The 23,696-nt window shown below is 69.0% G+C and carries 25 protein-coding genes and 1 pseudogene; 10 read left to right on the forward strand and 16 right to left on the reverse strand.

Annotation, left to right across the window (positions count from 1 at the left end):
- Nucleotides 1-17: 17 nt before the first annotated feature.
- Both ACGF4C_RS07870 and ACGF4C_RS07875 read right to left on the reverse strand, forming a co-directional pair.
- The gene (locus tag ACGF4C_RS07870) at nucleotides 18-683 is read right to left on the reverse strand and encodes a response regulator (protein WP_393564189.1); all 666 of its coding nucleotides are present in this window, start codon (nucleotides 681-683) and stop codon (nucleotides 18-20) included.
- Complete coding sequence (locus ACGF4C_RS07875) at nucleotides 680-1,855, reverse strand: sensor histidine kinase (RefSeq protein ID WP_393564190.1); 1,176 nt, start codon at nucleotides 1,853-1,855, stop codon at nucleotides 680-682. Before ACGF4C_RS07875 ends, ACGF4C_RS07870 begins: the two co-directional genes overlap by 4 nt.
- A gap of 171 nt (nucleotides 1,856-2,026) precedes the next feature.
- Between ACGF4C_RS07875 and ACGF4C_RS07880 the strand changes: the two genes are divergently transcribed.
- A complete protein-coding gene (locus tag ACGF4C_RS07880; protein WP_393564192.1) occupies nucleotides 2,027-2,983 on the forward strand; it encodes an ATP-binding cassette domain-containing protein in 957 nt (318 codons plus the stop codon).
- The gene (locus ACGF4C_RS07885; protein ID WP_393564194.1) at nucleotides 2,980-3,804 is read left to right on the forward strand and encodes an ABC transporter permease; all 825 of its coding nucleotides are present in this window, start codon (nucleotides 2,980-2,982) and stop codon (nucleotides 3,802-3,804) included. Before ACGF4C_RS07880 ends, ACGF4C_RS07885 begins: the two co-directional genes overlap by 4 nt.
- A gap of 69 nt (nucleotides 3,805-3,873) precedes the next feature.
- On the opposite strand, the gene ACGF4C_RS07890 is transcribed toward ACGF4C_RS07885, so the two are convergent.
- The 6 genes from ACGF4C_RS07890 to ACGF4C_RS07915 all read right to left on the reverse strand — a co-directional run bounded on the left by ACGF4C_RS07890 (nucleotide 3,874) and on the right by ACGF4C_RS07915 (nucleotide 9,813).
- A complete protein-coding gene (locus ACGF4C_RS07890) occupies nucleotides 3,874-4,965 on the reverse strand; it encodes a DMT family transporter (protein WP_393564195.1) in 1,092 nt (363 codons plus the stop codon).
- Nucleotides 4,962-5,570, reverse strand: a complete 609-nt coding sequence (locus ACGF4C_RS07895; protein ID WP_393564197.1) for a TetR/AcrR family transcriptional regulator — start codon at nucleotides 5,568-5,570, stop codon at nucleotides 4,962-4,964. The genes ACGF4C_RS07890 and ACGF4C_RS07895 overlap by 4 nt, the downstream gene beginning before the upstream one ends.
- Nucleotides 5,571-5,752: 182 nt before the next feature.
- Nucleotides 5,753-6,907 carry a DUF4185 domain-containing protein gene (locus ACGF4C_RS07900; protein ID WP_393564199.1) on the reverse strand — a complete coding sequence of 385 codons (1,155 nt, stop codon included), beginning with the start codon at nucleotides 6,905-6,907 and terminating at the stop codon, nucleotides 5,753-5,755.
- Between the two features lie 217 nt (nucleotides 6,908-7,124).
- Complete coding sequence (locus tag ACGF4C_RS07905) at nucleotides 7,125-7,769, reverse strand: response regulator (protein WP_393564201.1); 645 nt, start codon at nucleotides 7,767-7,769, stop codon at nucleotides 7,125-7,127.
- On the reverse strand, nucleotides 7,760-9,067 hold the full coding sequence (locus ACGF4C_RS07910; RefSeq protein WP_393564203.1) for a sensor histidine kinase: 1,308 nt from the start codon (nucleotides 9,065-9,067) through the stop codon (nucleotides 7,760-7,762). Before ACGF4C_RS07910 ends, ACGF4C_RS07905 begins: the two co-directional genes overlap by 10 nt.
- 92 nt (nucleotides 9,068-9,159) lie before the next feature.
- Nucleotides 9,160-9,813 carry a DedA family protein gene (locus ACGF4C_RS07915; protein WP_393564513.1) on the reverse strand — a complete coding sequence of 218 codons (654 nt, stop codon included), beginning with the start codon at nucleotides 9,811-9,813 and terminating at the stop codon, nucleotides 9,160-9,162.
- A 396-nt stretch (nucleotides 9,814-10,209) separates the two neighbouring features.
- Here ACGF4C_RS07915 and ACGF4C_RS07920 point away from each other — a divergent pair, with 396 nt between their 5' ends.
- Nucleotides 10,210-10,770, forward strand: a complete 561-nt coding sequence (locus tag ACGF4C_RS07920; protein WP_393564205.1) for a hypothetical protein — start codon at nucleotides 10,210-10,212, stop codon at nucleotides 10,768-10,770.
- Between the two features lie 8 nt (nucleotides 10,771-10,778).
- On the opposite strand, the gene ACGF4C_RS07925 is transcribed toward ACGF4C_RS07920, so the two are convergent.
- Nucleotides 10,779-11,186 (reverse strand): winged helix-turn-helix transcriptional regulator, encoded by a 408-nt coding sequence (locus ACGF4C_RS07925; RefSeq protein WP_393564207.1) that lies wholly within the window; start codon nucleotides 11,184-11,186, stop codon nucleotides 10,779-10,781.
- A 165-nt stretch (nucleotides 11,187-11,351) separates the two neighbouring features.
- Between ACGF4C_RS07925 and ACGF4C_RS07930 the strand changes: the two genes are divergently transcribed.
- The gene (locus ACGF4C_RS07930; protein WP_393564209.1) at nucleotides 11,352-11,936 is read left to right on the forward strand and encodes an SRPBCC domain-containing protein; all 585 of its coding nucleotides are present in this window, start codon (nucleotides 11,352-11,354) and stop codon (nucleotides 11,934-11,936) included.
- 4 nt (nucleotides 11,937-11,940) lie between these two features.
- Here the strand turns inward: ACGF4C_RS07930 and ACGF4C_RS07935 are convergent, their stop codons facing one another.
- Nucleotides 11,941-12,498 carry a CGNR zinc finger domain-containing protein gene (locus ACGF4C_RS07935; RefSeq protein ID WP_393564211.1) on the reverse strand — a complete coding sequence of 186 codons (558 nt, stop codon included), beginning with the start codon at nucleotides 12,496-12,498 and terminating at the stop codon, nucleotides 11,941-11,943.
- Between the two features lie 85 nt (nucleotides 12,499-12,583).
- Between ACGF4C_RS07935 and ACGF4C_RS07940 the strand changes: the two genes are divergently transcribed.
- Nucleotides 12,584-13,279, forward strand: coding sequence for a haloacid dehalogenase type II (locus ACGF4C_RS07940; protein ID WP_393564212.1), 696 nt, complete (start codon nucleotides 12,584-12,586; stop codon nucleotides 13,277-13,279).
- 213 nt (nucleotides 13,280-13,492) lie between these two features.
- Here the strand turns inward: ACGF4C_RS07940 and ACGF4C_RS07945 are convergent, their stop codons facing one another.
- The 3 genes from ACGF4C_RS07945 to ACGF4C_RS07955 all read right to left on the reverse strand — a co-directional run bounded on the left by ACGF4C_RS07945 (nucleotide 13,493) and on the right by ACGF4C_RS07955 (nucleotide 15,783).
- Nucleotides 13,493-14,320: a GNAT family N-acetyltransferase gene (locus ACGF4C_RS07945; protein WP_393564214.1), complete on the reverse strand. Its 828-nt coding sequence runs from the start codon at nucleotides 14,318-14,320 to the stop codon at nucleotides 13,493-13,495.
- A 265-nt stretch (nucleotides 14,321-14,585) separates the two neighbouring features.
- Nucleotides 14,586-15,200, reverse strand: a complete 615-nt coding sequence (locus tag ACGF4C_RS07950; RefSeq protein ID WP_393564216.1) for a hypothetical protein — start codon at nucleotides 15,198-15,200, stop codon at nucleotides 14,586-14,588.
- 373 nt (nucleotides 15,201-15,573) lie between these two features.
- Nucleotides 15,574-15,783: a hypothetical protein gene (locus ACGF4C_RS07955; protein ID WP_393564218.1), complete on the reverse strand. Its 210-nt coding sequence runs from the start codon at nucleotides 15,781-15,783 to the stop codon at nucleotides 15,574-15,576.
- A 268-nt stretch (nucleotides 15,784-16,051) separates the two neighbouring features.
- Between ACGF4C_RS07955 and ACGF4C_RS07960 the strand changes: the two are divergent.
- Nucleotides 16,052-16,132 (forward strand): annotated as a pseudogene (locus tag ACGF4C_RS07960) (hypothetical protein); the annotation flags it as partial.
- Between the two features lie 512 nt (nucleotides 16,133-16,644).
- A complete protein-coding gene (locus ACGF4C_RS07965; RefSeq protein WP_393564219.1) occupies nucleotides 16,645-16,839 on the forward strand; it encodes a hypothetical protein in 195 nt (64 codons plus the stop codon).
- Between the two features lie 90 nt (nucleotides 16,840-16,929).
- Here the strand turns inward: ACGF4C_RS07965 and ACGF4C_RS07970 are convergent, their stop codons facing one another.
- Nucleotides 16,930-17,337: a nuclear transport factor 2 family protein gene (locus ACGF4C_RS07970; RefSeq protein WP_393564221.1), complete on the reverse strand. Its 408-nt coding sequence runs from the start codon at nucleotides 17,335-17,337 to the stop codon at nucleotides 16,930-16,932.
- 258 nt (nucleotides 17,338-17,595) lie between these two features.
- Nucleotides 17,596-18,267 carry a TetR/AcrR family transcriptional regulator C-terminal domain-containing protein gene (locus ACGF4C_RS07975; RefSeq protein ID WP_393564223.1) on the reverse strand — a complete coding sequence of 224 codons (672 nt, stop codon included), beginning with the start codon at nucleotides 18,265-18,267 and terminating at the stop codon, nucleotides 17,596-17,598.
- A 107-nt stretch (nucleotides 18,268-18,374) separates the two neighbouring features.
- On the opposite strand from ACGF4C_RS07975, the gene ACGF4C_RS07980 reads away from it, so the two are divergent.
- The 3 genes from ACGF4C_RS07980 to ACGF4C_RS07990 all read left to right on the forward strand — a co-directional run bounded on the left by ACGF4C_RS07980 (nucleotide 18,375) and on the right by ACGF4C_RS07990 (nucleotide 21,351).
- Nucleotides 18,375-18,794, forward strand: a complete 420-nt coding sequence (locus ACGF4C_RS07980; RefSeq protein ID WP_393564225.1) for an ester cyclase — start codon at nucleotides 18,375-18,377, stop codon at nucleotides 18,792-18,794.
- Nucleotides 18,795-19,285: 491 nt separating this feature from the next.
- Nucleotides 19,286-20,062 (forward strand): hypothetical protein, encoded by a 777-nt coding sequence (locus ACGF4C_RS07985; RefSeq protein ID WP_393564226.1) that lies wholly within the window; start codon nucleotides 19,286-19,288, stop codon nucleotides 20,060-20,062.
- Nucleotides 20,059-21,351 (forward strand): ATP-binding protein, encoded by a 1,293-nt coding sequence (locus ACGF4C_RS07990; protein WP_393564228.1) that lies wholly within the window; start codon nucleotides 20,059-20,061, stop codon nucleotides 21,349-21,351. Before ACGF4C_RS07985 ends, ACGF4C_RS07990 begins: the two co-directional genes overlap by 4 nt.
- 479 nt (nucleotides 21,352-21,830) lie before the next feature.
- Here ACGF4C_RS07990 and ACGF4C_RS07995 read toward each other — a convergent pair whose 3' ends face one another.
- On the reverse strand, nucleotides 21,831-23,150 hold the full coding sequence (locus tag ACGF4C_RS07995) for a hypothetical protein (protein ID WP_393564229.1): 1,320 nt from the start codon (nucleotides 23,148-23,150) through the stop codon (nucleotides 21,831-21,833).
- Between the last annotated feature and the right edge of the window lie 546 nt (nucleotides 23,151-23,696).

The raw sequence follows: 23,696 nt of genomic DNA on the forward strand, positions 1-23,696 counted from the left end.
TGGGTCCGGGCAGAGGATCAGCGGGGCGGCGTAACGAGCCCCAACTCGTAGGCGGTGATGACGAGTTGGACCCGGTCCCGGGCGTCCAGCTTGGTGAGCAGGCGTGACACATGGGACTTGGCGGTGGCCACCGTGATGAAGAGGTCCTCCGCGATCTCGGTGTTCGACCGGCCGCGTCCGACCAGGGTCAGCACTTCCCGCTCCCGCTCGGTGATGCCGTCGACCGGCCGTGGGGAGCGCTCCGGGGCGGCCCTTTCGGGGCCCTTGACGAAGTCCGCGATCAGACGGCGCGTCACCCCCGGCGCGATCAGTGCATCGCCCGCGGCGACCACGCGGATCGCCGCGAGGATGTCGTCCAGCGCCATGTCCTTGACCACGAAGCCGCTCGCGCCGGCGCGGAGGGCGTCGTAGACATGGTCGTCCTCGTCGAAGGTGGTCAGGATCAGCACGCGGGTCGTTGCCGGACCGGCGGTGATCAGGCGGGTGGCCTCGATCCCGTCCATGCCGGGCATCCGGATGTCCATCACCACGACGTCGGGGCGGAGGTCGCCGACGAGCCGGACCGCTTCGGAACCGGTGGCGGCCTCACCGACGACTTCCAGGTCGGGGTGGTCAGCCATGATCACGCGCAGACCGGACCGCACCAGCGGCTGGTCGTCGGCGAGCAGGACCCGGACAGTCATCGGGCCTCCACCGGAACAGCGACGGGTGCGGGCAGCGGCAGCCGGGCCGCTACCCGGTAGCCCCCCTCGGGGCGCGGGCCGGTGCTGAGCCGGCCGCCCAGCAGGGCGACCCGCTCGCGCATGCCGATGAGGCCGAAGCCGTGGGCCGAGCCGTTGCCCGTGACACCACGCCCCTCGTCGACGACCTCCACGAACAGCTCCTCGTCCCCGTGGTCGATCGCCACCCGGCAACGCCCGGTGCCGGCGTGGCGGACCACGTTGGTCAGCGCCTCCTGCACGATGCGGTAGGCGGACAGGTCGATGTCGGCGGGCAGCGGGCGGTCATCGCCGGTTCGGCGCACGTCGACGCGTACCCCCGCGTCCGCGGTCGCCGCCGCCAGCCGTTCGATGTCCGCCAGCCCCGGCGCGGGTGCGAGCGGGGACTGCTTCGGGGCGGTCACGTCCCGTTCGGCCTGACGGAGCGAGACCAGTGTGCGCCGGAGCCCGGACAGCGTCTCCCTGCTGGTGGCCTCGATGGCGCGCAGGGCCTCGCGGGCCTCCGCCGGCTGGGTCTGGATGACCCGGCTCCCCACACCGGCCTGGATGGCGATGATGCCGATGCTGTGCGCGACCATGTCGTGCAACTCCCGTGCGATCCGCAGCCGTTCGGCGGTCACCGCCTCGGCCACCTCCTGCGAACGCAGCGCCACCGCGTGCTCGCGGCGCTCGCGACGGAGCAGGCCGGCGATGCAGGAGGCGACCATCGCCAGCAGAGCGATCAGCCCATTGACGCTCAGGCCGTCCCCATGTGCGAAGAGGCCGATCACCAGGAACTGCACGACGAAGGACACCGAAACGGCGACGGTCGAGACCCGCCGTGCGCAGTGGGCGACGAGGAAGCCCAGGACGAGGTCCGCCGCCAGAAACGACAGGAACTGGCCCTGGTACGACACCGCCAGGCTCCTGTGGAGGGAGCTCGGAGTGCCCGTCACCACGGCGGTGGATCCGAAGAGTGCCAGGGCCAGAGCCAGTAGCGGCATGCGTCGCACCACGCCGACCAGCAAGCTCACGGCCAGCAGTGCCCCGACACCCAGGACCGTCCCCGACACCCGCGGCGCGACCCCCACCAGCAGACCGACCATGAGGAGGTAGCAGGCACCCCCCGCCCAGGCCACGGCCTTCGTTCTCGTCATGGGCGGCAGGTCCTTTTGCGGACCGGGCCGCGGTGCGCCATGCGCGCGGGCAGCACAGTGATCGTTATGCGGTTCACGCCGCGAGACTAACCGGTCACCACCCGCGCGGCATCAACCCGTGGACGTACGCCCACGGGCCGATCCGGCCGCACGATTGCCACCCACGGCCCCATGCCCATAGCGGGTCCGCTCGGCAGTGTGGGTGCCGTGATCGAAGTCAGCGAACTCACCAAGCACTACGGCCACAAGACGGCCGTCGACCACCTGTCCTTCACCGTACGCCCCGGCCAGGTCACCGGATTCCTCGGCCCCAACGGAGCCGGCAAGACCACCACCCTGCGGATGATCCTCGGCCTGGACACACCCACCACCGGCACCGCCACCGTCAGCGGCGTCCCCTTCCGCCAGCACCCGCGCGGACTGCGGCACGTCGGCGCCCTCCTGGACGCCGGCCAGGTCCACGGCGGACGCAGCGCCGCGGCCCACCTGGCCGCCCTGGCCCGCAGCAACGGCATCCCGCGGCGCCGGGTGGACGAGGTGCTTCAGGAGGTGGGGCTGGCCGAGGCGGCGCACCGCCGCATCGGCGGATTCTCCCTCGGCATGAAGCAGCGGCTGGGCATCGCCACCGCCCTGCTCGGCGACCCGCCGGTGCTCATGTTCGACGAGCCGATCAACGGTATGGACCCGGAGGGCGTGCGGTGGGTACGCCTGCTCTTCCGGCGGCTGGCCGCCGAGGGGCGCACGGTCTTCCTCTCCAGCCACCTGATGTCGGAGATGGAGAACACCGCCGACCAGCTGGTCGTCATCGGCCGGGGTTCCCTCATCGCGGCCGAGTCGGTACGGGACTTCGCGGCCCGCGGCACCCGTCGCTGCGTCGTGGTCACGACACCGCGGGCCGCCGAACTGGCAGCCGTGCTGACCGCGGCGGGCGCCTCGGTCGAGCCGGAGGGCTCGGCCGGCGCCGAGAGGCTCGCCGTGACCGGACTCCCGGCGGACCGCATCGGAGCACTCGCCTTCGAAAACCGCATCCAGCTGAACGAACTCACCACCCGCACCGCCTCACTGGAGGCGGCCTTCATGGAACTCACCGCCGACAGCACCGAATACCTGGCAGGACAGCCCCGATGACCACACTCACCTCCGTCCACCGGCCCACCCCCGTCGCCGCACCGCCCGTCCGCTTCCGCGATCTGCTCGCCTCCGAGTGTCTCAAGATGCGGTCCCTGCGCTCCACTCCGTGGACGATCGCCCTCACCGTCCTCTTCGTCCTCGGGGCGACCGCCGTGGCCACGCTGGCGGACCGGGCCGCGGGCTCCGGCCCCGCTGATTTCCGGCCCTTCGACGCCTATCCGCCGGCCGGCTACTGGACGTTGATGCTCGTGGCCAGCAGCATGGGCGCCCTCACGGTCGTGAGCGAGTACAGCAGCGGGCTGATCCGCACCACCACCGTGGCCGTTCCCGCCCGCGGCTCGGTCGTCCTGGCCAAGGCGGCCGTCACCGCCGCACTGTGGACCGCGATCGGCACGGCCGTCTCCACCGGTTGCTTCCTGGTCTCCCAGGCCATTTTGAACGGGCGGCACGCCGGGGTCCCGATCACCCACCCAGGGGTGTTCCGGCCGCTGGTGGCCACCGCGTTGCTGGCCCCGGTCTGTGCACTCGTGGGCCTGGGCCTCGGCGTGCTGCTCCGGCACGCCGCCGCGACCATGGTCACCAGCGTCTTTGCCCTGCTGATGCTGCCCACCATGTTCTCGGACAGCAATCGTTGGTCGGCGGACATCAAGCACGCGATGGTGTCGGCCGCCTGGAACCGCCTGATCGAGACCTGGGAGCCCGACCCCCACTCCCTGGGCTACTCCGCCACAGTCCCCGGCTCCTGGCTCGTGTACGCGCTCTGGCCGCTGATCACGATCGCATTCGCCGTGTTCGTCGTGCGGCGCCGCGACGTGTGAACGTCCCTCCAGCGCGAGCACCTCGCGCCCTGGAACTACGCTCCGGGAGCGCCCCGTTCGGCCACGAACTCAGGGCGCGGCGGAACCCGGTCCGCGCCCGGTGGATACGGAGGGTGCGGTGACGTGGGCAGAGGCACCGCCGGGCCGTGAGGTGTCAGTGCCCCCGGCGCCGGTGGTGGTCCTCGTGGTGGTCCTGGTGGTCCGGGTGGTCCTGGTGGTGATCGCTCGCGGCCGCCGGGCCGTCCGTTGCGGCGTGGTGAGCACGGCGAGGCAGCCGACGACCGCGGCGATGCCGAACCATCCCAGCAGGGGCAGACGTTCACCGACGATCAGCACGGCCAGGACGGCCGCGACGGCGGGTTCCAGCAGGGAGAGCGTGGTCGCGGTGCTCGCGGGGACGTGCGCCAGGCCCCAGCCGAACAGCACGTAGCCGATGAGCATGGGGACCAGGGCCATGTAGGCGCCGACGGCCGCGTTCGACCACGAGCTGAGGAGCGGGGCGCCGGTGGCCAGCAGTACGGGCAGGAGCAGCACCCCACCGATTCCGAAGACGGTGCCCATGGCCGCGCCGGAGGAGACGCCGCGGCCGATCAGCCGGTGTGCCGCCCAGGAATACAGCGCGTAGGTGAGCCCGGCCACCAATCCCAACCCCACACCGAGCACGGTCATCCGCACGGACCCGGCCCCCGACACGGAGTGCGGCCTGGCCGCTTCGGCCACACACAACAGCACCGTCCCCGACATCCCCAGGGCGGCGCCGAGCATCCAGCGGCGCGTCAGCCGGCGCCCGTCCACGACACGCTCGATCAGGGCCGAAGCCAGCGGGGCCGAGCCGATCGACACGACCGTCCCGGTAGCGACCCCGGCCAGGTGCATGGAGCTGTAGAACGCCAGGGGGTAGAGCGCCACGGCCATCGCCCCGAGCAGCACCACCCCGCGCTGCGCACGCAGGCGGGGCACTTCCCGGGCGATACGAGGGGCGGCTATCAGTGCCTGCAGCAGTCCGCCCAGGCCCATGGCGACGGCCCCGATCGCGAGGGGGCCGACGGTGGGGGCGAAGGTCGCCGCGGTGCCCGTGGTGCCCCACAGTGCCGACGCGACGAGCACGCACAGCGATCCCACGGCCACCGAGCCGGCCGGGTGTCCGGTGCCCCGCTTCACAGCCGGTCCAGCAGGTCCGCCGCCATCGTCCGCGCATGCTCCAGACGCGTGCCCCCGCCCTCCAGCCCGGCGCGCGCCATCGCGCCTTCCAGCAGGAACGCCAGATGCTCGGCCACCGCACGGGCCTCCTCCGGCCGCCCGGGCAGCAATTCCTCCAGATGCCCGGCGAGCAGGGACTCGACCTGCTCCTTGTGCCGGCGCACCACGGCCCGCCCCTCGTCCCCGACGGGCAGTTCGGCGGCGGCATTGAGCAGACCGCACCCCCGAAAGCCGTGCTCATAGGCGAAGGCCGCGTGATCGGCGTACGCGTCGAAGACGGCGAGCACGCCGCCGCGCGCGTCCGGGGCCTCGTCCAGCCGCCGCCGGTACAGGCCCATCCACTCCTCGTGCCGGGCATCGAGGTAGGCCCTCACCAGGTCGGCCTTGGAGGAGAAGTTGTTGTAGAGGCTCATCTTCGCCACGCCTGCCTCGGCGGTGATCGTGTCGATCCCCGTCGCTGAGACGCCGTCCGCGTAGAAGCGGCGCGATGCGGCGCTGAGCAGGCGCTCGCGCGCGGCTCCTCGCCGCCTCCTGGGCCGGGCAGCCTCGGTGCCGGATGCACTCATCGCATTCCCTCTCAGTTACTAGGTAGGTCAGTCTACCTAGTAACTGACAAGAGGCGCCACGCGGCGGACCACGGCAGTCATGCGCATGCTCGGGGCGGGCCCGTCCCTGACCTGGGCAATTGCCGAGGAGGTGGCCGGGCGCCGCCGCCTCACGACGGCGCCCGACGTGACGATGCGCCGCCTCAAGACAGCATGTTGATCTTGTACTGCATGAACCGGTAGTTCCAGGGGTCGTACCACTGGCTGACGACGATGTGGAAGTCGCCGAAGGTCGAGCCGGGAATCACAAATCCGCCGTACGGGCTGGCGACGAAGTTGGCCGTCTCCTGCCCCGGGTTGCCGGGCAGGATCATCGTCTGCTCCAGCGTCCTGGTGAGGTCCGACGTCGGGAGCGCGAAGACCATCGCCCGGATCGACAACGGGCTCATGTTCAGCCACGTCAGGACGTACTTGCCGTCCATGGCCCGGAAGCAGATCTCGCCCCATTTGCGGGTGCCGAAGACGGTCGTCGGCGGCGCGCCCCACCGCCAGTCGCCGTCCGCGTAGCCCCACGGCTCGTAAGCGTCCGGATTGCCGAGGCTGTCCTTCCGCACCCGGTGCAGCAGCATCCCGGAGGCGACTTCGCGGTTGAAGACCGTGGACAGCACGTAGCAGTAGTCGCCCTCGGCCACGGCGTAGGTCTTCTGCTGGAACTGGCCGCCGTGCAGGTCACCCGGCCACTGACACAGGTACTCCCAGGTCTCGCCGTTGTCGGTGGAGCGCCAGAAGTCCGTGTGGTGGGTGTCGTAGATGACGCCCCGCATGAGATGCATGTACATGACGCCGTCGACGACGAACACATCGGACGGGATCGCCGTCGTGGCCTTGTCGCCGACCGGGTTGTGCGGCTCGTCGACCAGGCTGATCGCATGATCCCCGCCGACACTGCCGTCGATCCGCAGGTTGTTCAGGTCCGCGCTGCTGGAGCGCAGGCCGACCGGGGCGCGCCAGTCGTCGGCGCCCTCGCCCGGCTGCGGTACGTGGTCGCCGTTGAAGGTGTCACCGCCGACGAACAGCATGGTGCCGTTCGGACACCGCACGGGGATGCCGAGGTCGGTCCACGGCGAGGCGAACGGGCCGGTCTCGGCCGGGCCGCTCAGGTTCTTCACCTTGGTCGCCAAGGTCGGGCTGGACGGATCGTCCGGCCCGCCGGCCACCGCCACCCCGGTGCCCGAACCGATGGCCCCTGCCCCCACGGCGACACCGATCCCGATCTTGAGGAGCTTACGGCGGGAGTACCCACCGCTCGTCGCGTCCTGCTCGTCCTTCGCGTCCTTCTCGCCCGATAAACGCGTCATTCTGCCAATGCCCTTTCAGAGTTGACACTTGCGCCAGTTTTTTTCCTCGGTAGTGCTGCCCTTGGCGCGGGTCATGGAACACATGGAATATATGGAACGCACGAACGTATGGAACGCCTGGAACAGGATGCTGTCCATCGCGAGTGGGGGTGGCCCCATCCGGCCTCAGAGGTCGGTGCGAGGCGGCCGTTCGGGTCGGGGCGAGGCGGTCCGCCACCTACGACTTCAGGAACGTCAGCACCGCCAGGATCCGCCGGCTGTAACCGGTGGTCTGCGGCAGTTCCAGCTTGCCGAAGATGGTGTTGAGGTTCTTCTCCACCGCACTCAACGAGAGGTGAAGTTTCTGGGCGATGGCCGCATTGGTGTGCCCTTGCGCCAAGGCCTCCAGGACACTGCGTTCACGCGGGGTGAGACGCGCCAGTGGGTCGGCGTGCGTGGTGCGGACGACCAGGTGCCGCACCACCTCGGGGTCGATGGCGGCGCCGCGCGCATGGACGCGCTCCAACGCCTCCAGGAACTCCTCGACCTGCGCCACGCGGTCCTTGAGGAGGTACCCCACCCCTTCCGCGCTGGTGGCCAGAAGTTGGGCCGCGTAGTTGCGCTCGATGTGCTGGGACAACACCAGCACACCGACCTCCGGCCACCGCTCGCGGATCTCCAGCGCCGCACGTAGCCCCTCGTCGGTGTGCGTCGGCGGCATCCGGATGTCCAGCACGACGACGTGGGGTCGCCGCGACTCCATCTCCTTCAGCAGGGACACCGCCTCACCGAAGGCAGCCGGAACCTCGTGCCCCTCTTCGACGAGCAGTCGGACCATTCCTTCCCGGAGCAGGGTCGAGTCCTCGGCGATCATCACGCGCATGGAAGCTCCGCGGAAATGGTGGTCGGCCCCCCGGGCGGGCTGTCGATGTGCAGAGCGCCGTCGAGCGCGGCCACCCGGCTGCGCAGTCCGCTCAGGCCGCTGCCCATCGGATCCGCGCCGCCCCTGCCGTCGTCCTGGATTCGCACCGTCAACCACCGCCCATGACCCATGACTTGGATCGTTACGGACGTGGCACCGGCGTGCTTGGCCGCGTTGGTCACCGACTCCGACACCACGAAGTACGCGGCGGCCTCCACCGGCTGCGGCAGCGGACCGGCGACGTCGAACCGCGTACGGACGGGGAGGCTGCTTCGTTCGGCCACCCCACCCAGCGCCTCCTCGAGTCCCAGACTGTCCAGCGCCGACGGGTAGACGCGCCAGGCCACCTCGCGCAGTTCCGCGAGGACCTCCTGGGACTCCTGGTGTGCCTGGTGCAGCAGGGCGTCCACCTGCCCGGGATCGCGCCGCCTGCGCGCCCGCCCGAGCAGCATGGCGAGCGCCACCAGCCGCTGCTGCACCCCGTCGTGGAGATCCCGCTCGATACGCCGGCGTTCCGCGTCCACCGCCTGCACCACCGCGGCCCGGCTGGTGGCCAGTTCGTCGATGCGCCGCTTCAGCAACTCCCGCTCGGAGGGACCGAAACACTCGTGGGCACTCCGCGCATCCAGGGCAGCGAGCGAAAGCAGCCCCTGGACATCGAGGAAGAGCAGCACACCGCCGAGGACCACCTGCATCAGCAACTCGTCCCACCGGAGCCGGCCGTGAACGGTCCCCCACATCAGCAGTCCTGCCAGGACGACACCAAAGCCCAGCAGTCCGATCACCACGGCGCACAGCAATCCCGAACAACTGCGGACCACCAGATAACGCAGGGTCTTCCGGTCGGACGCACGGTAGTGCTCGGGAAAGCGGTCGCCGAAGAACCGGGACCGACGGGCCCGCTCCAGGCCTGCCAGCCGACGGGCTCCCGCGGTGAGGATGTCGAGAGCGGCATTCCGGGTGGGCGGCCATACCAGGAACGGGCCGAGGGCGGCGCCGACGAGGAGCAGGTGCAGGAAGCCGAGCAGGGCGGTGACACAACCGAGGAGCGCGCCGAGGCTCCTGCGCGGCCACGGAAGCTTCCGGACCGCCGCGGAATCGTCCCGTCCGAAGCCGTCCTTGCCGTCACGGCCCGACGGGACCGACGGGTCTGACGGGTCTGACGGGTCCGCCGCGTAGGAACGGTCCGCACGGTCCGCACGGTCCGCAAGAGGGTGGCTGGTGGTGGTGATGATGATGTCCGCGGAGTCCCCCTGCACGGAGCCGGAGCCTAATGCGGCCGCACACCCGGAGCAAGATCGACCAGGCGGTGCGAGGAGCGGGCCCGTGGTGTGGGAGTGCGGGTGAGGGATCACGAAGTGCGCCGGTGCTGGGCCCGGTTGCGGCCCCGGAGCCGAACGACCAGGTACCCGACAAAGGCGCCGACGACCAGAACCACGACCACCTTGGACAGGATCCCGACATAGGCCTCCACCACCGCCCACTGGTCACCCAGCCAGTAACCGGCCAGCACCAGCACGGAGTTCCACATCAGGCTGCCGAGCGTGGTCAGCATGACGAAGACCGGCAGCGGCATGCGCTCCACCCCCGCAGGTACGGAAATGAGGCTCCGGAAGATCGGCACCATGCGGCCGAGGAACACCGCCTTGGTGCCGTGCTTGGCGAACCATTCCTCCGTCCGTACCAGATCCGATGCCTTGACCAGCGGCAGCTTCGCCCAGATCGCATGCATGCGTTCGCGGCCGAAGAGCATGCCGATCCAGTAAAGGAGCACTGCTCCCACGACGGAGCCGAGCGTGGTCCAGAACAGCGCCGAGACCAGAGTGAGTACTCCCTGCCCGGCAGCGAACCCGGTCAGCGGCAGGATCACCTCACTGGGGAGCGGCGGGAAGAGGTTCTCCAGCGCGATGGCCAGGCCGGCTCCCGGCCCGCCCAAGATATCGACGAGATGGGCGGCCCAGCCCGCGATCCCGTTCGCGGGCTCCTGCGGCAGGGCCAAGAACATGGTGTGCAGCACGTGCGTCTCCAAGCTGGTGGTCAGTCACCCGAGGCAGGCACCTCGATGCCCTCCAAGCTAGAAACCGCAGCTCAGCGGCGGTATGCGGGTTTCCGTCCGGCCCAGTGAGGTTTTCCGTAGCGCTCAACCTGCGGGAACCCGCACGGCGGGAATCAACCGGGCTCAGTCTGACGGCACGTTCTACCCGGTGGACGAGGATGAGACCGGCTCCCCCACGCGGGGGAAAGGCTCGGTGCCTCGGTCACCGCGGAGGATGAGTGATCTTCAGTCCTGGGCTCGACGCCCTCGAAGGCAGACCCGTGGAAACGTGACTAGTGATCAGAAGTCTTCCCCCCCACTCACGCCTTCCCACTCAAGTATTCCCACTCGTCAGGAGATCGGGCCATGTCCGAAAGCGCCGTCCGCCGTCCAAGAATCGAAATCGGTGAAGTTCCGCCGCCGCCCCGGTGGGCCGTCCGAGCCGCCTATGCCTCGGCGCTCTCGGCGACCGTCGGGTTCATCCCGCTGCACGCGGTCTGGGCGCTGGGAATTCCCTTGTGGGCGGACGAGAACAAGTTCCGGGAGTGGTACGCGGGCGGTGGCGGTCCGTACCTCTTCGTACTCAGCGGTCTGGCCCTGCTCGCGGGCATCCTGGCGTGGAGCCTGGTCCGGCCGTGGGGTGTGGTGTTCCCGAGCTGGACTCCATTCCTTGCCGGGCGCCGAGTTCCGCGCCGGACGCTGGCCGGCACGGCCTTCACCGTCTCGGCTTTCCTCCTCCTTTACACCGCCTGGGCCGCCGCACAGACGATCAAAGACTTCAACGCCGAGGGCATCTTCAGCCCCTGGATCGTCGTCTACGGCATCCCCCAATTCCTGGTGTGGGGCATCGGCCTGTTCCTCGCCGCCGGCTCCTATCGCCGCCGCACATGCGCCGCTCGCGCCAAACGGGACACGGGGCGGGATTAGTTACTGCCTCACTGCGTCACAGAGCCGGATCCGTCGAACTCCTCGCGGTTACGGACGATTTCGGTCTGGTGCTCCTGCACCCAGCGCACCACATGCGTGACGGTGTCGCTGAGCGATTGCCCGAGCGGGGTGAGCGCGTATTCGACGCGCGGCGGCACTTCGGCGTAGGCAGTCCGCGTGATCAGTCCGTCGCGGGTCAGCGAGCGGAGCGTCTGGCTCAGCATCCGCTGGGAGACCCCGGCGATCCGCTCGTGCAGGGTCGTGAAGCGCAGCGGTCCGTCGGCCAGCGTGGTGATGACCAGGACGGTCCACTTGTCTCCGACGCGGGCGAGCACGTCGCGTACGAGCTCGATGGTCGCCGCGCATTCCGGCGTGACCCCGGCCGTCGCCAGCCGGGCACGCAGTGCGGAATCCATATGTCTCTTCCCTTCCTCCGAGTGCATAGCTGACATGAAGGTGCGTAGCTGACATGGAAGTGCGTTAGAGCGAGGCCTTGAACGCAGCGGCCACACCCCGTTACATACGGTTAGTAACTAATGGGCGCTCGCCCGATTCGTCACGATGCCAGGTGAGAAAACGCAATGCCAGGTGAGGAAAAGATGGCCACCAACGCCGCCGGAACCGGTGCCTCAGACGCAGCCGACACAGCCGCTGGCGGGCAGGTCGGCAACGCGGTCCCAGGGGTGCGGCACGACACTTTCACAGTCGGATCCCATCTGGCCGCGCCTCCGAGCGCGGTGTTCGAGGCCTTCGCCGACACTCCGGTCCGGCGCCGGTGGTTCAAGCTGCCCGGCCGCCAGCTGTCGTACCGTCACGACTTCACCGTGAACGGCGGCGAGTCGGCGACCAGTGTCTTCTCCACGGTTCCAGACGCACCGCCGGAACGGCTCGCTTTCCAGTCCCGTTACCTCGACATCGCATCGGGGTCGAGGATCGTCTACGCGTACACGTCCTGCGTGGACGAGGTGCCACGCTGGACCTCGCTGGTGACCGTCGAACTGCACCCGGAGGCCGACGGCACCCACCTGCAGTGGACCGAACAAGCAGCCTTCCTCACCCCTTCCGCGGAGCCCGACCACGACTTCCCCCACCTGCGCGGCGCCACCCGCCTGCGGTTGAACGGGCTCGCGGTGGCTTTGACGGCCGCACGGCAAGTTTTCCCGTAGGACGTCAGGAGGTCCCCTCGCCCCTGGTCGAGGCGCGCCTGCGAGCCCGGTAGGCGGCGGCCTTGACGCGGTTGCCGCACTCGTCCATCCCGCACCAGGTGCGCCGGGCGCCGCGCGAGCGGTCGAGGTAGATGCGAGTGCAGCCAGTACGGCCGCACTCCTTGAGGCAGGCATGGGGATCGGCGAGCACCGCGATACCGCTTCTGGCCAGGTGAGAAAGCACCGCGACGAGGTCTCCCGACACCTGCAGCCCGGCGTCACTGAGCTTGATCGTGGGCACGGGCCCGGCGGCCGCGGCGTTGACGATGTCGAGGCTCCCGGGATCGAAGGGCCGATCGAGCACGCGATCCAGCGCGAGTTGGTAGATCGCCTCTCGCAGTGACAGTGCGGACTCGAAGGTGGTCGCGTCGGCGCTGACGCGGTCGGGGAGCTCGTCGCATGCGGCCACCCACCGCGCGAGGTCTGCGGGCGCGGCCAGGAGGTCGGTGGGCTCGTCTCGACGGGACCTCACGGTGCCGGCCAGGTCGAGGGCCGGGTTGCCGCTCACGAATGCGAAATCCACGTCACCATCTTGACCGGTGACGGGGCCCTTCGGCAAGATCCGTCACCTACTGAAATGGTGACGCGCAAGGCGAAGAGGAGAACGCATGGCCGAGCTCTGCGACATCAACGCCGTGGTCTTCGATGTCCTGGGAACCCTGGTCGACGAACCCCGCGGCCTGCGAACCGCAATCCGCGAGGCGGTGCCCGCGTCCGACGACGCGGCCATCGACGAGCTGCTCACCGTGTGGCAGAGGCATGTGGAGCGCGAGCAGCAACGCATCGGGCAAGGGCAACGCGCGTACGCCAACAGCGAGATCATCGACGGCGAGGCCGCGCAACGGGTGGCCGACCATGTCGGGCTCACCGATCCGGCGGCCATCGCCCGCCTGGCCACCGCAGGTCAGCGCCTGCCCCCGTGGGGTGACTCGGTCGCCGGTCTCGAACGGCTCGCCCAGCGGTTCCCCGTACTGGGTCTCTCCAACGCCAGCCGCACCGCCCTCCTGCGACTCAACGCACACGCCGGGCTGCGCTGGCACCAAGCCCTGTCCGCCGAAACCGTCCTGGCCTACAAGCCGGCGCCGGAGATCTACCAACTCGCCATCGACACCGCCGGATGCCCACCACACCGCGTACTCATGGTGGCCGCCCATGCCTGGGACCTCCGCGGAGCCCAGGCAAGGGGCATGCGGACCGCTTACGTCCACCGACCGGTCGGGGACCCGCCGACGAGCTCCGACGCCTTCGACCGGCGCTTCAACGGACTGGACGAACTGGTCACCGCACTGACGGAAGAAGGGTAGCCAGACCCCACCAGCACTCCGCCCCCATCATCCGCCCTCCCCTGCCGTCGCGCTCCCCCGCCTTCGCGCTCCCCCGCATCCGCATCACCTGGATCCGTACGCCCCTGCCTTCACGCTCCGCCGCACCGCCTCCCCCCGGATCCGCACTCCACCGCATCCACACACCCCGCATCCACTGCGCCGGCGTGACGTAAAGGTCGCGTCGTTCGCGCACTAAGAACGGAGGTCTTTGCGGAACACCGTGGAGCTGTGCCGGACCGTCATGCCCACGCGTAGATACAGGTCGAGCGCGCCGGTGTCCGAGTGCGTCCACAGCGTGCAGGTACGGCGGCCCGCCCGGTGAAACGCGCGGAACGTGTCGCGCAGCAGCAGCCGGGCGATCCCCCGCCCTCGATGGTCACGGCGTACGGCGACCTGCTCCAAGTAGCCCTCGTCCGTGCTCGGCACGTCCAACGCCAAGGCCGCACCGACCAGTTGATCGCCGACGAAGGCGAGGGCCGACAGCCTCGGGGCGAAGGCAGACCGCTCAACGGTATGCGCGGCCCATTCCTCGTACGCCTGCCGTCGCTCCTGCCACTCGTCGAACGCATCCTGAACGAGCACATGCGCGGCGGGCCCGTCAGCGGCACGGAAGGGCCGCACCGTGACACCCGTCGGCGGCTCGGGCACGGCAGGTTCGTCCGGCATGGCGAACTCCAACAGCCATGACGTCACCAGCGGCTCGTATCCGCGCGAGCGCAACAGCGCGACCGCACCCGAGTCCGCGTCCGGCACCGTCTGCACGATGCCGTCGCTGCCGGCCTGCCGCGCCCGCGCCTGCACCCAATCGAGCAACGCGACTCCCAGACCCTGCCCTCTGTGCTGCGGATGCACATCGATCTCGGAGCGCCGGTCCACCCAGGCCCGGGCCGCCAGGCACCCGGCCCGGTCATGCACGAGCACGGTGTCCAACTCCGGCACCAATCCAGGCCGCGCGAGATCGGCTGCGATGCCCCCGGCATCGGTCCGCACCCGCCCGTACACCTCTTCCTCGCAGGCCATGACCAAGGTGTGGATCGCCGGGACGTCGTGGACGCTTGCGGACCGCGAACGGTAGCCGGGCGGCAGTGAAGGAACAATCAAGGACATCAACGGACCTTAGCCGCACGGCAATTTGGCGGTCCAGACCTCATGCCGATGCAGGCATCATCCACCTCGCCCAGGCCCGGCCCCTTCCAGGCCCGTCCCTTCCAAGCCCGTCCCTTCTAGACCCCGTCCCGTTCAGACCCCGTCCAGCCCCGTCCAGCCTCACCCAGGCATCATCCGGTCAGCGCCAAGGACGCTGGAACGCGATACCGAGGCGTTGGCGAAGCCCCTCACGCTGTTCGGCGGTGGCCAGGACCATGATGTCGTCGGAGAGTTGCCTCCCTTCCTGCACGACACAGCGAAATTCCCGAGGGTCACCATCGGGACTGAGCGCTTCAATCGCTGCCTGTGCTGCCCCCATATCGAGGTAATCGTTCGACTCCTGCTCGATGGAGAAGGAGAGAGGCTTACCGTTGCATTCGAAGTGCATGGTGCCCAGGCCGCATTCTTCGTCGTCCGGATCGTCCTTCTCGAAGCGGTAGTTCGCGATAGTGACCTGGCCGCCGGTGAGGGCCGCAGCCTCGTTCAAGAGCCATTCATAGTGCGCATCGGCGAAATCGACGTCTTCGGAGTGGATGGACACAGCCACGCCGAAGGATTCGAGGGCGCTTGCGACTTCATAGCGGTGCCTGATCGGCTCGGTGGCGTACCCCACGGCATCGGCCAGAACGCTCTGGCTCGTCTCGCTGGTAATCATCCCAAGGTCGATGAGGGCTTCGGCTATCCGCACGTAAGTAATCGGTGCAATGTTCGTGGCCGCGCCCTTGTCGGCGCTTGGGTTCGCGTTCGCGTTCATGTTCATGTTCGTTTTCGCGTTCGTTTTCGTGCTCGTGCCGTGCTCGTCCTCGTGTTCAACGTGCAGGCATCCTGTCAGCAGCCGGGCGCAGCGGCGCGCTGGGTTTGTGGTTCCCGTCCGTAGTCCGGGGACCGTCGGTGCCGCGTTGACGCGGCGACACAGACAGCTGCCGAGAATGTGAATCAGAGGCCGCCGATAGCGCTAAATCAGCTGTCAGTGACCCCACCCTCCCCCAACACCCACGCGACAATGTCGGCCTTCAAGACCACAGCCAGGTCTTGAAGGCCGACATCAGCCAGGGCCCCGAGTTACTTCACAACGCCCCGGGGTAGTTCCGGCATCCGGTGGGTCAGCACCGTGCCGAAGGTGTGGCTCAGCTGCTGATCGGACCCAGCGGGATGTCCGAAACAGTGAGGCTGAGGGACTTCACGGAGCCACCGGTCAGAATCGGCACGCCATTGGGGCCCGGGGCGAACGTGGCAGTCAGGCCTTCCACGGAGCCACTGACGGAGAGGCCACCCGCGACGCCGTCGAGCTCGTCGTCGGCCATCTCACGGGTCTCAATGCCGGAGGTGTTGCTCATGATGATGAGCGTCCTTCTCTAATGGTAGGTCGCAATGCATGGCGCACTGCAGCGGGAACTCTTGAATGACCCCCGCACGTGCCAGACTGCACGCTTCGGTCGAGCCTGGTGGATCAAACGCCTCACCCTTCACTCGCTGTACACACCAGCTCTCGAAGCGGAAGGACAACGTCAGGCACAACGTCAGGCAGAACGTCAGACAGGACCCCGCACGAACCAGCCAACGACACAGCGGCGCCCGCGCCGACCGTCGAGAAGAACCGCTGCCGGCCGGACCTCCAGCCACTCCGTCGTCGAGGTCGTCACCGACGACATGCCGTTCCTTGTCGACTCGGTCACGCGGTCACTCGGTCACTCGGTCACTCGGTCACCAATGAGTTCCCTGGCCAGTGGCACGGCAACTACGTTGCCATCGAGGGCGGCATGACGGTTGGTCGTCCCGTGCGGACCGGCGCCACGGCCGTTCATCGTCCTCGTCGACGAGTCTTTGTGCACCGCTGTGGGGTCTTCATCATCGGGTCACTGACGCCCCTGTTCACCATCGTGCACGTCTGCGTGGGCGTGACGACCGGCACAGGCTTTGCGTGGGTGCGCAGGTCGGCGACGGGTTGGGAGGAGGGGCAAGGCACTTCGTCAGTACCACTCTTCACGGAGCACACACGACCAACAGGGCACCGGGAAAGCGCCGCCCAACTAGCCTCCGCTCAGAAGGTGTTCCTCTTATCGCTCGCTACCATCGTGACAACGCAAGAGAGAGCCCAACCTCGACCGGATTCCTAGGCCCGGGCGTCGAGGGGGCTCTCTCAGCGATGCACCACGCAGCTCAGGACCGCGAAGACCCGATTCTCTGGAGGCACACCTATGGAAAACGACGGTACCACCGAACCGGTGGGCCGCCCCGACGAGGCTGGGGCCCCCGACCAGCGTTCCCAGCGCGAACACTCCGACCAGCGCACACGCCCCCTGTGGCAGGAGCCGCTGCGGGGCGCCCTGTACGCCATCGGCGGCAGCGCCATCACTCTGCTCACCGCCTGGTTCCAGCACTGGATGTGGTGACTGTGCTGCACGCCCGCGGCAACTCCGGCGCGGGCGTGCCGACCCAGTCCGAGCTCACAACCTAACGGCGTGATACAGGGGTAGCCGTCCTCAGCGAGCCTCCGCTTCGGCTGCCTCGGGAGACGCGAGCGCGGCCTGCATCGCCACCCCGTCCACGTAGGAGTGCTTCTCCTTCACCGCGCCGTTCTCCACCACAACGAAGTCCATCAAGTCGACATCAATCGCAGCACCGGACACCGACGTCCCGGTCAACTTCCACTGGACGACCCAGAAATCCTCACCGGTGCGGAGCGAGACGAACTTGAAGGCCAAGTCCGGAACGAGAGCGAACATCCCGGCCGCCGCCTCGCGAATGGCCTCCCGTCCACGCACAGGAGCCTGACCCGAGTGCAGATGGAACACCGAGTCGACCGTGTGGAGTTCAGCAATCCGATCTGGGTCGCGGGCCTCCCAGCAGGCGTGGTATCGCTCGAACACCTCACGAGTGGCAGCGGTCATGGACGGGCTCCATTCCGGGGAGAGGCAGGCAACAAGCACACCGCATGCAATTTCCCGAGCCACCGTACGTCAAGGTCGTCCAACGCGCGCTCCACGAGGCTGATGTCACCGCGTTGGCCCCCAGACGCGGAAGTTGCATCGGAGAGATGCCGTGCCGCCAGCCGCACCTACGACCACCCGCTCACCGTACGCACCTGTCGCGCTCGGTCCGCTCTTCACCCCACAACGCCTTCGCGGACGCCGCGGCCGGCTCAGTGCCTAATCGAGCGCGGCGCCAAAGCCGTTGACCAGAGCATTGAGGGCGAAGTCGAACCGTTCGGCGTCGTCTGTTCCGGCGCCGCTGCGGGCAGCCTCGGTGAGTAGCGGGTAACGGGCCGCGTCCAGCTCGGCCAGCCAGGCAGGGGAACCGGGCGCGTCGGCCTGGGTGGGCTGGGCGGCCTCGGCCGCGGTGTGGCCGACGACGAAGAGCGAGAGGGTATTGAGGGCGTGCACTGCTGCGCCCAGCGGAAATCCCGACGCCGTCAGGGCTGCCAAACCGCGTTCCACCGCATCAAGCGTTGCCGGGGTCACCGCTGGGCGGCTCGCTGCAAAGGAGAGCACACCTGGGTGGCGCAGCAGCGCTTGGCGCAGCGAGACCGCGTACGTCCGCAGCAGCGCGCGCCAGTCGGCGCTCTCCGCGCCTGGGTCAGCCTCCGCGTTCTCATCGGCGAAGGGCAGCGCCTGGGCGAACAGCCGCTCCACCAGGCCGTCCAGCAGGGCGTCCTTGTTGGGGACGTAGTGATAGAGCGTCATCGCCTCGACGTCCAGCTCGACCCCCAGGCGACGCATCGTCAACGCACCGGCGCCCTCCCGGTCCACCAGAGCCAGCGCAGCGTCCAGTACCTGCGTCCGCGAGAGACCCGCCCGCTCGCCGCGAGTTCGCTTTCCCACCGTGACTCCTCCGACCGCTCTTGTTTTTCTTACGTCGTAAGTCTACCGTGGTGCACGTAGGCTTTCTTACGTCGTAAGTTTTGGGGGGATTTCCTATGCTGTCGCCGATGGCGAACAAACAGGTCGTCGCGGACTTCTTCCGGGCGATCAACGAGCGGCGACTCGACGATCTGCCGCACTACATGGCGCTCGACGTGATCGACCACAACAAGATCATCTTTGGCGAGGCGGACGAGCCCGGCGCAGCCTTCGACGGCTTCCGCCAGCAGCTCGACGCATTCGGCGAAGGCGTGATGCAGCCCGACGCCCTGGTCGCCGAGGACGACACCGTAGTCGCCCGGTTGACCGTCACCGGTACGCATACCGGCTACCACCCGCGCATGCCCGAGCCCACCAACCGCTCCTTCGAGGTCGAGCAGATCTGGTGGTTCACCGTCACCAACGGCAAGATCTCGGAGATACGCGCCGTCAGCGACCGCCTCGGCATGTTTCTCCAGCTCGGCTGGCCTTGGCCGACCGCCGGCTGAGCACGGTGCCACGCTGAGCCTGGAATTGATGCCGCATTGGTTCTGCAACGGCTGTCGGGTCAGGCCGGGTCGGCCGGGTCAGGCCTGGAATGGACCTCGATGACGATGTCCGGCAAACACCAGAGCTAGCCCCAACTGCGGACCGCCGGGAGCAGATACGCCGTGCGCTCAGGAACGCGCACCACAAAACACACCACTCGACCGGGAGGCCGAATCGATCGAGTCAACTGCTCACTGAGTATGGGGCACCGGTGACCGGTCACTGCTCACTGGTTACCAATCACTTGTCACCGTATTCACTGGTCGCTGTGGGCCCATCTACGGGCGACCGTTACACAACCGTGGGATTGCCGTCATGCAGGTCAGCAAACATCATTGTCCCCATACGCTGCCGTCCCGTGCTCTCTGGAAGTCCTGTGCCCCTCCGTCGTTCCCTGCCGCTCCCCCGCCGGGCACGGAGCGTTGCCTTCGCCCTTGCGACGGTGGGCGCGATGACCACGATGACACTGGTGGCGGCGGGGTGTACAGGGGCGACCGGGGAGCCTCGCAGCGCCGGAGCCGCCCCCGTGGCGTCGGCGCCGGCCCGCCTCTGGCCCGACCGGGCGCCTGCCCCGCAGCCGCCCCCGGACAAGACCGGCCAGGACGGACCCTCACCCCTCCCCGGGCTGCCCCGGGTGCCGTCCGGCAATATCCGCAGGCTGGACCCGCTGGACGTGGTCAGAGCGCAGATCGCCGACGACGCACGGCACGACGCGCCGGCCTTCGACAAGGCCACCGAGCGGAGGATTCAGCAGTGCGGCGACAAGCCGCAGCACTGTCCCGTGCGGGCCCCCGAGTACCAGGACCTGACGCACGACGGGAAGGACGAGCTGATCGTCGGTATCGAGGGGGCCGAGCACACCCTGGCCGTCTGGGCCTACATGCTCAGGGGCGGGGTGGTGAACCGCATCCTGGACACCGCCGGCACCCCGCTGTCCGTGGAAGTCTCCGACGGCGATGTGATCATGCGGGAGCCCACCGGTTCACCGGGCTACGAGATGCGCACCGTGCACGCCTGGGACGAGCGACGGCAGACCATGGAGATCCGGACGATGGAGTTCGACCAGAAGGTCTCCTCCCTCGCACCGGAACGCGCACCCGCACCAGAGCGTACGCCCGTACCGGAACGTATCCCCTCACCGCGGCTCACTCCCTCCCCGCCACCCACCCCCTCACCGCCGCGCACCCTCGCACCGCCACGCACCCCCTCACCGGGCCACACGCCATGAGCGGCGCACGGCAGCGGGCTGCGCTGCGGCTGCCTTCCTGGACGGCGTCCCTCTACTGGAAGTTCGCCGTCTTCATCACCGTCATGTGCTGCACCCTTGCCGCGCTGCTCGGCATCCTGGTGCACACCCTGGTCGGCAGGCAGACCGAGGACCAGGCGCGCGGCGCCGCCCTGGACGCACTCGACGACGCGGTGGCCACCTACGTCGCCGGCGAACCACTCGGCCACAACGCCTCGGTGGATCCGCCTGACCTCCCCTACAACCTCCGCGACTTGGCCGTCCACCACAAGGAACACGGCACCCAGCTCGCGGACCACCAGGGCCGGCCGACGATGTGGGCCGTTGCCCCCGCCGACGGCGGCCGGGTCCTGGCCGTACGCGTGGACTACACCGACCGGGCCGCCTCCCTCCAGGGGCTGGACCGGGCCATCATCGGCTCCTCCGCCGCAGCGATCGGCGTCACCCTGCTCGTCGGCCTCTTCGCGGTCTCCCGCATCACCCGTCGGCTGCACCGCACCGCCCGCGTCGCCCGTCGGATCAGTACCGGCGACCTCGACGCCCGGGTGCGCGACCCCCGTGCCCTGCGCCCCGACCTGGCGCAGGACGAGGCGGCAGCGGTGGCTGCCGCGCTCGACACCATGGCAGCCACCCTGCAGACCAAGCTGCACAGCGAACAGCGCTTCACCGCGGACGTCTCCCACGAGCTGCGCACCCCGCTCACCGGGCTGCACGCGGCGGCCGAACTGCTGCCGCCCGGCCGTCCGACGGAGATGGTCCAGGAACGCATCCAGACCATGCGCCGGCTGACCGAGGACCTGCTGGAGATCTCCCGGCTGGACGCCCGGGTCGAGCAGGCGGACCTCGCCATCCACCAACTGGGGCCGCTGGCCGAGCGCGCAGTGCAGGCCACCGGCCTGGCAGCCGATGTCGACGTCGTACAGGACGCCCGGGTGGAGACCGACCGGCGCCGACTCGAACGCGTTCTGGGCAACCTGATCACCAATGCCCACAAGCACGGCCGGGCGCCGGTGGTGCTGACCGTCGACGGCCCGGTCGTCACCGTGCGGGACCACGGCGACGGCTACCCGGACGACCTCCTCGATCACGGCCCCCAACGGTTCAAGACCCGCTCGGGGAGCGGCCGGAAGAGCGGCCACGGCCTGGGCCTGACCATCGCCACCGGCCAGACCCGGGTCCTCGGTGCCACCCTGCACTTCACCAACGCCCCCGACGGCGGCGCGCTCGCCACCCTCCGCCTGCTGGACGGCCAGCAGCGACCGCAGGACTGAAACTGGTCCGGCGGACACGGGTGCGTGCGCAGCCGGGACTGCCCCGGGGGAGGCCACCGCCCAGCGTCAGTCAACCGGTGGCGCCGCGGACGCGGACCAGCGACCGGTTGCTGAGCCGATGGAGGTCCGCCGGGAGACCATGACCGTCCACGGGCGCCGGCAGCCAGGACGCTCCACGCGGCACAAGTGAAGTCCTGAGGTTCCCGGTTGCCCCACCGACCGACGACCCAATCCGACCGGCAGTTACGCCTCGATGCCCACCCACTGCGTGTCAGCCAACAGCCCACCCAGAGTCCACGGCACGCCCCGGGAGGCAACAGCACACCCAGAATCCACGGCACGCCCTCGGAAGCCAACGGCACGCCCAGAGCCCACAGCACCCCGGAGGCGACGGCACACCCACAGCAACCCCGGAGCCAACAGCCCCCCGGCCCGACAGCGCATCCGCACCATTGGCCCACTGACGTAAACGGAACCGTCTAGCCCTTGTGCCGGTAGACGATCAGGTACGGCACGTTGCCCTCCGCGTGGCTGAAGATGCCGACCCCCGCGAAGTCGGCGATCGGGACCGAGGAGTTGTCGGGGAGCGCCTTCGGGGCGCCCGTGGCCAGGGAGAGCTGGACGGGGGCCTTGGTGCCGGTCAGGCTGCCCTTGGTGAGTGAGGTTCCGTAGGCGATGCCGTCGTCGGTGACGGCGTCGAAGGTAAGAGGCTTGCGGCTGTCGCTCTCCTCGAAGCAGTAGCCCTTCTTCGACTCCAGGTCGAAGGCAAGGTGTTCCGAAACGAGGTAACGGCCCTTCGGGGAGAGGGCGGAGTCAGGGTCACTGGCCGGCCCGATGAACGGCTTGGCGCACATCACCGACGCCCGGACCTGACCGGTCTTGCTGTCGAGGACGGCCCACACGTTGTGGTCGCCACCGTTCTTCTGCCCCCAGCGGGCGATGAGGTTCCCGCCGGTGCCCGGCCACACAGCACCCGTGGCGGGGTCGGCCTGTGCCGGGGCGATCCGGCTGCTGTCCCAGGAGCCGGGGACACCGAAGGAGCCTGCGCCCTCGTTGGACACCACCGGGTCGTGCTGTGTGAGGGCGACGATCTCGTTGCCGTAGGAACACGACGAGCAGTGGTCGGGCGCCTTGACCGAACCGGTGTCGTAGGTGGTGATTTTGCCCGTGGTCACGTCGAGGGCGCCGATGTGCTTGTCCGTCTCGGGTATCAGCAGGCGCTCCCCTCCGTCGGTGATCCGGCCGTTGCCGTAGTCGCTGGCCGGGACCTCGATGTGGCGGGCGGGGGCGACCGCGCCGCCCGAGCCGTCCACGGAATAGACGTCCACGGCATAGACCAGCTTTGCCTTGGCGACCGCGTCCCCGCCCTTCTCCCCGCGAGACCACGTGACCAGGTATTCCTTGCCCCCGACGGTGGACACGAATATCCCCGGTGCCTCGCCCTCGGCCAGGTCCTTGAAGGTTTTGCCGGTCCAGCGGACCTCACCCGTCACCGCGTCACGAACGGTCACCCGGTAGCCGGACTTCGTACCGGTCATCACGGCCACCGCGCCCGCCTTCGGCAGCAGAGCGTACGTTCCGACCTGACGTCCGGAGAGCTGCCAGCCGTGTGAAGTGTCGTACGTGGCAGGGACCTTGAGCCTGAGCGACGGCGCCGGCGCCGACTCCGAGGCGTGCGCGGACGGCTTCTTACCGCCGCCGGAGGCTTCCGGCGCGCCTTTCGACCCTCCACCTCCGCACGCTGCGAGCGATCCGGTGGCGATGACGGCGACGGCCACCTTTGCCAGCCTCTGCCTCATGCGCTGTCCCCTCCCGATGCTGGAGGACAGCCCGCACGTCGAACCGCCTCCCCCGATGGCGTGATCTTGGCCGTAAGGCTACCCGGTGAGCGCGGAAGGCCGCCCGGTAGACCGCGGCTGAAACCGTGGCAGCCGGGGCGACTGCCACGCACTCGGGGCAGCGACCGCCGGCGAACGACACGCTGTAGTGACCGGCCGCGCCCAGGCGGCCGCACTCCGAGTGAGCACTGCGGGAACGGCGAAAATCGGCCCCTGTGTCGATGTGTCGATACCTTGCCGCTCTGCTGTTCCGCCGCTCCGCCCGCTCCGCCGCCCGAAAACTGGCGGACGCTGCTGCGTCCGACCTAGGGCCTGTCCAGCGGACCTCCGGATCTTCACGGGCTGGCACGGCTGCGCTCGGCACGGCTGCATTGTCGAGTTTCCAGGCTGCGCCCATGGCTGACCGAGGGCCCCGCTCCCAGAGCCGAGTCACACCGTGTTGGGCGCAAACGGTCACGCGAACGACGGCCACCGGTTGGCGGCCCATTCCCGCCAGTCCGCCCAGCC

The organism is Streptomyces sp. NPDC048197 (genome assembly GCF_043202395.1).
In the GTDB taxonomy this organism is placed as follows: Bacteria; Actinomycetota; Actinomycetes; order Streptomycetales; family Streptomycetaceae; genus Streptomyces; species Streptomyces siderophoricus.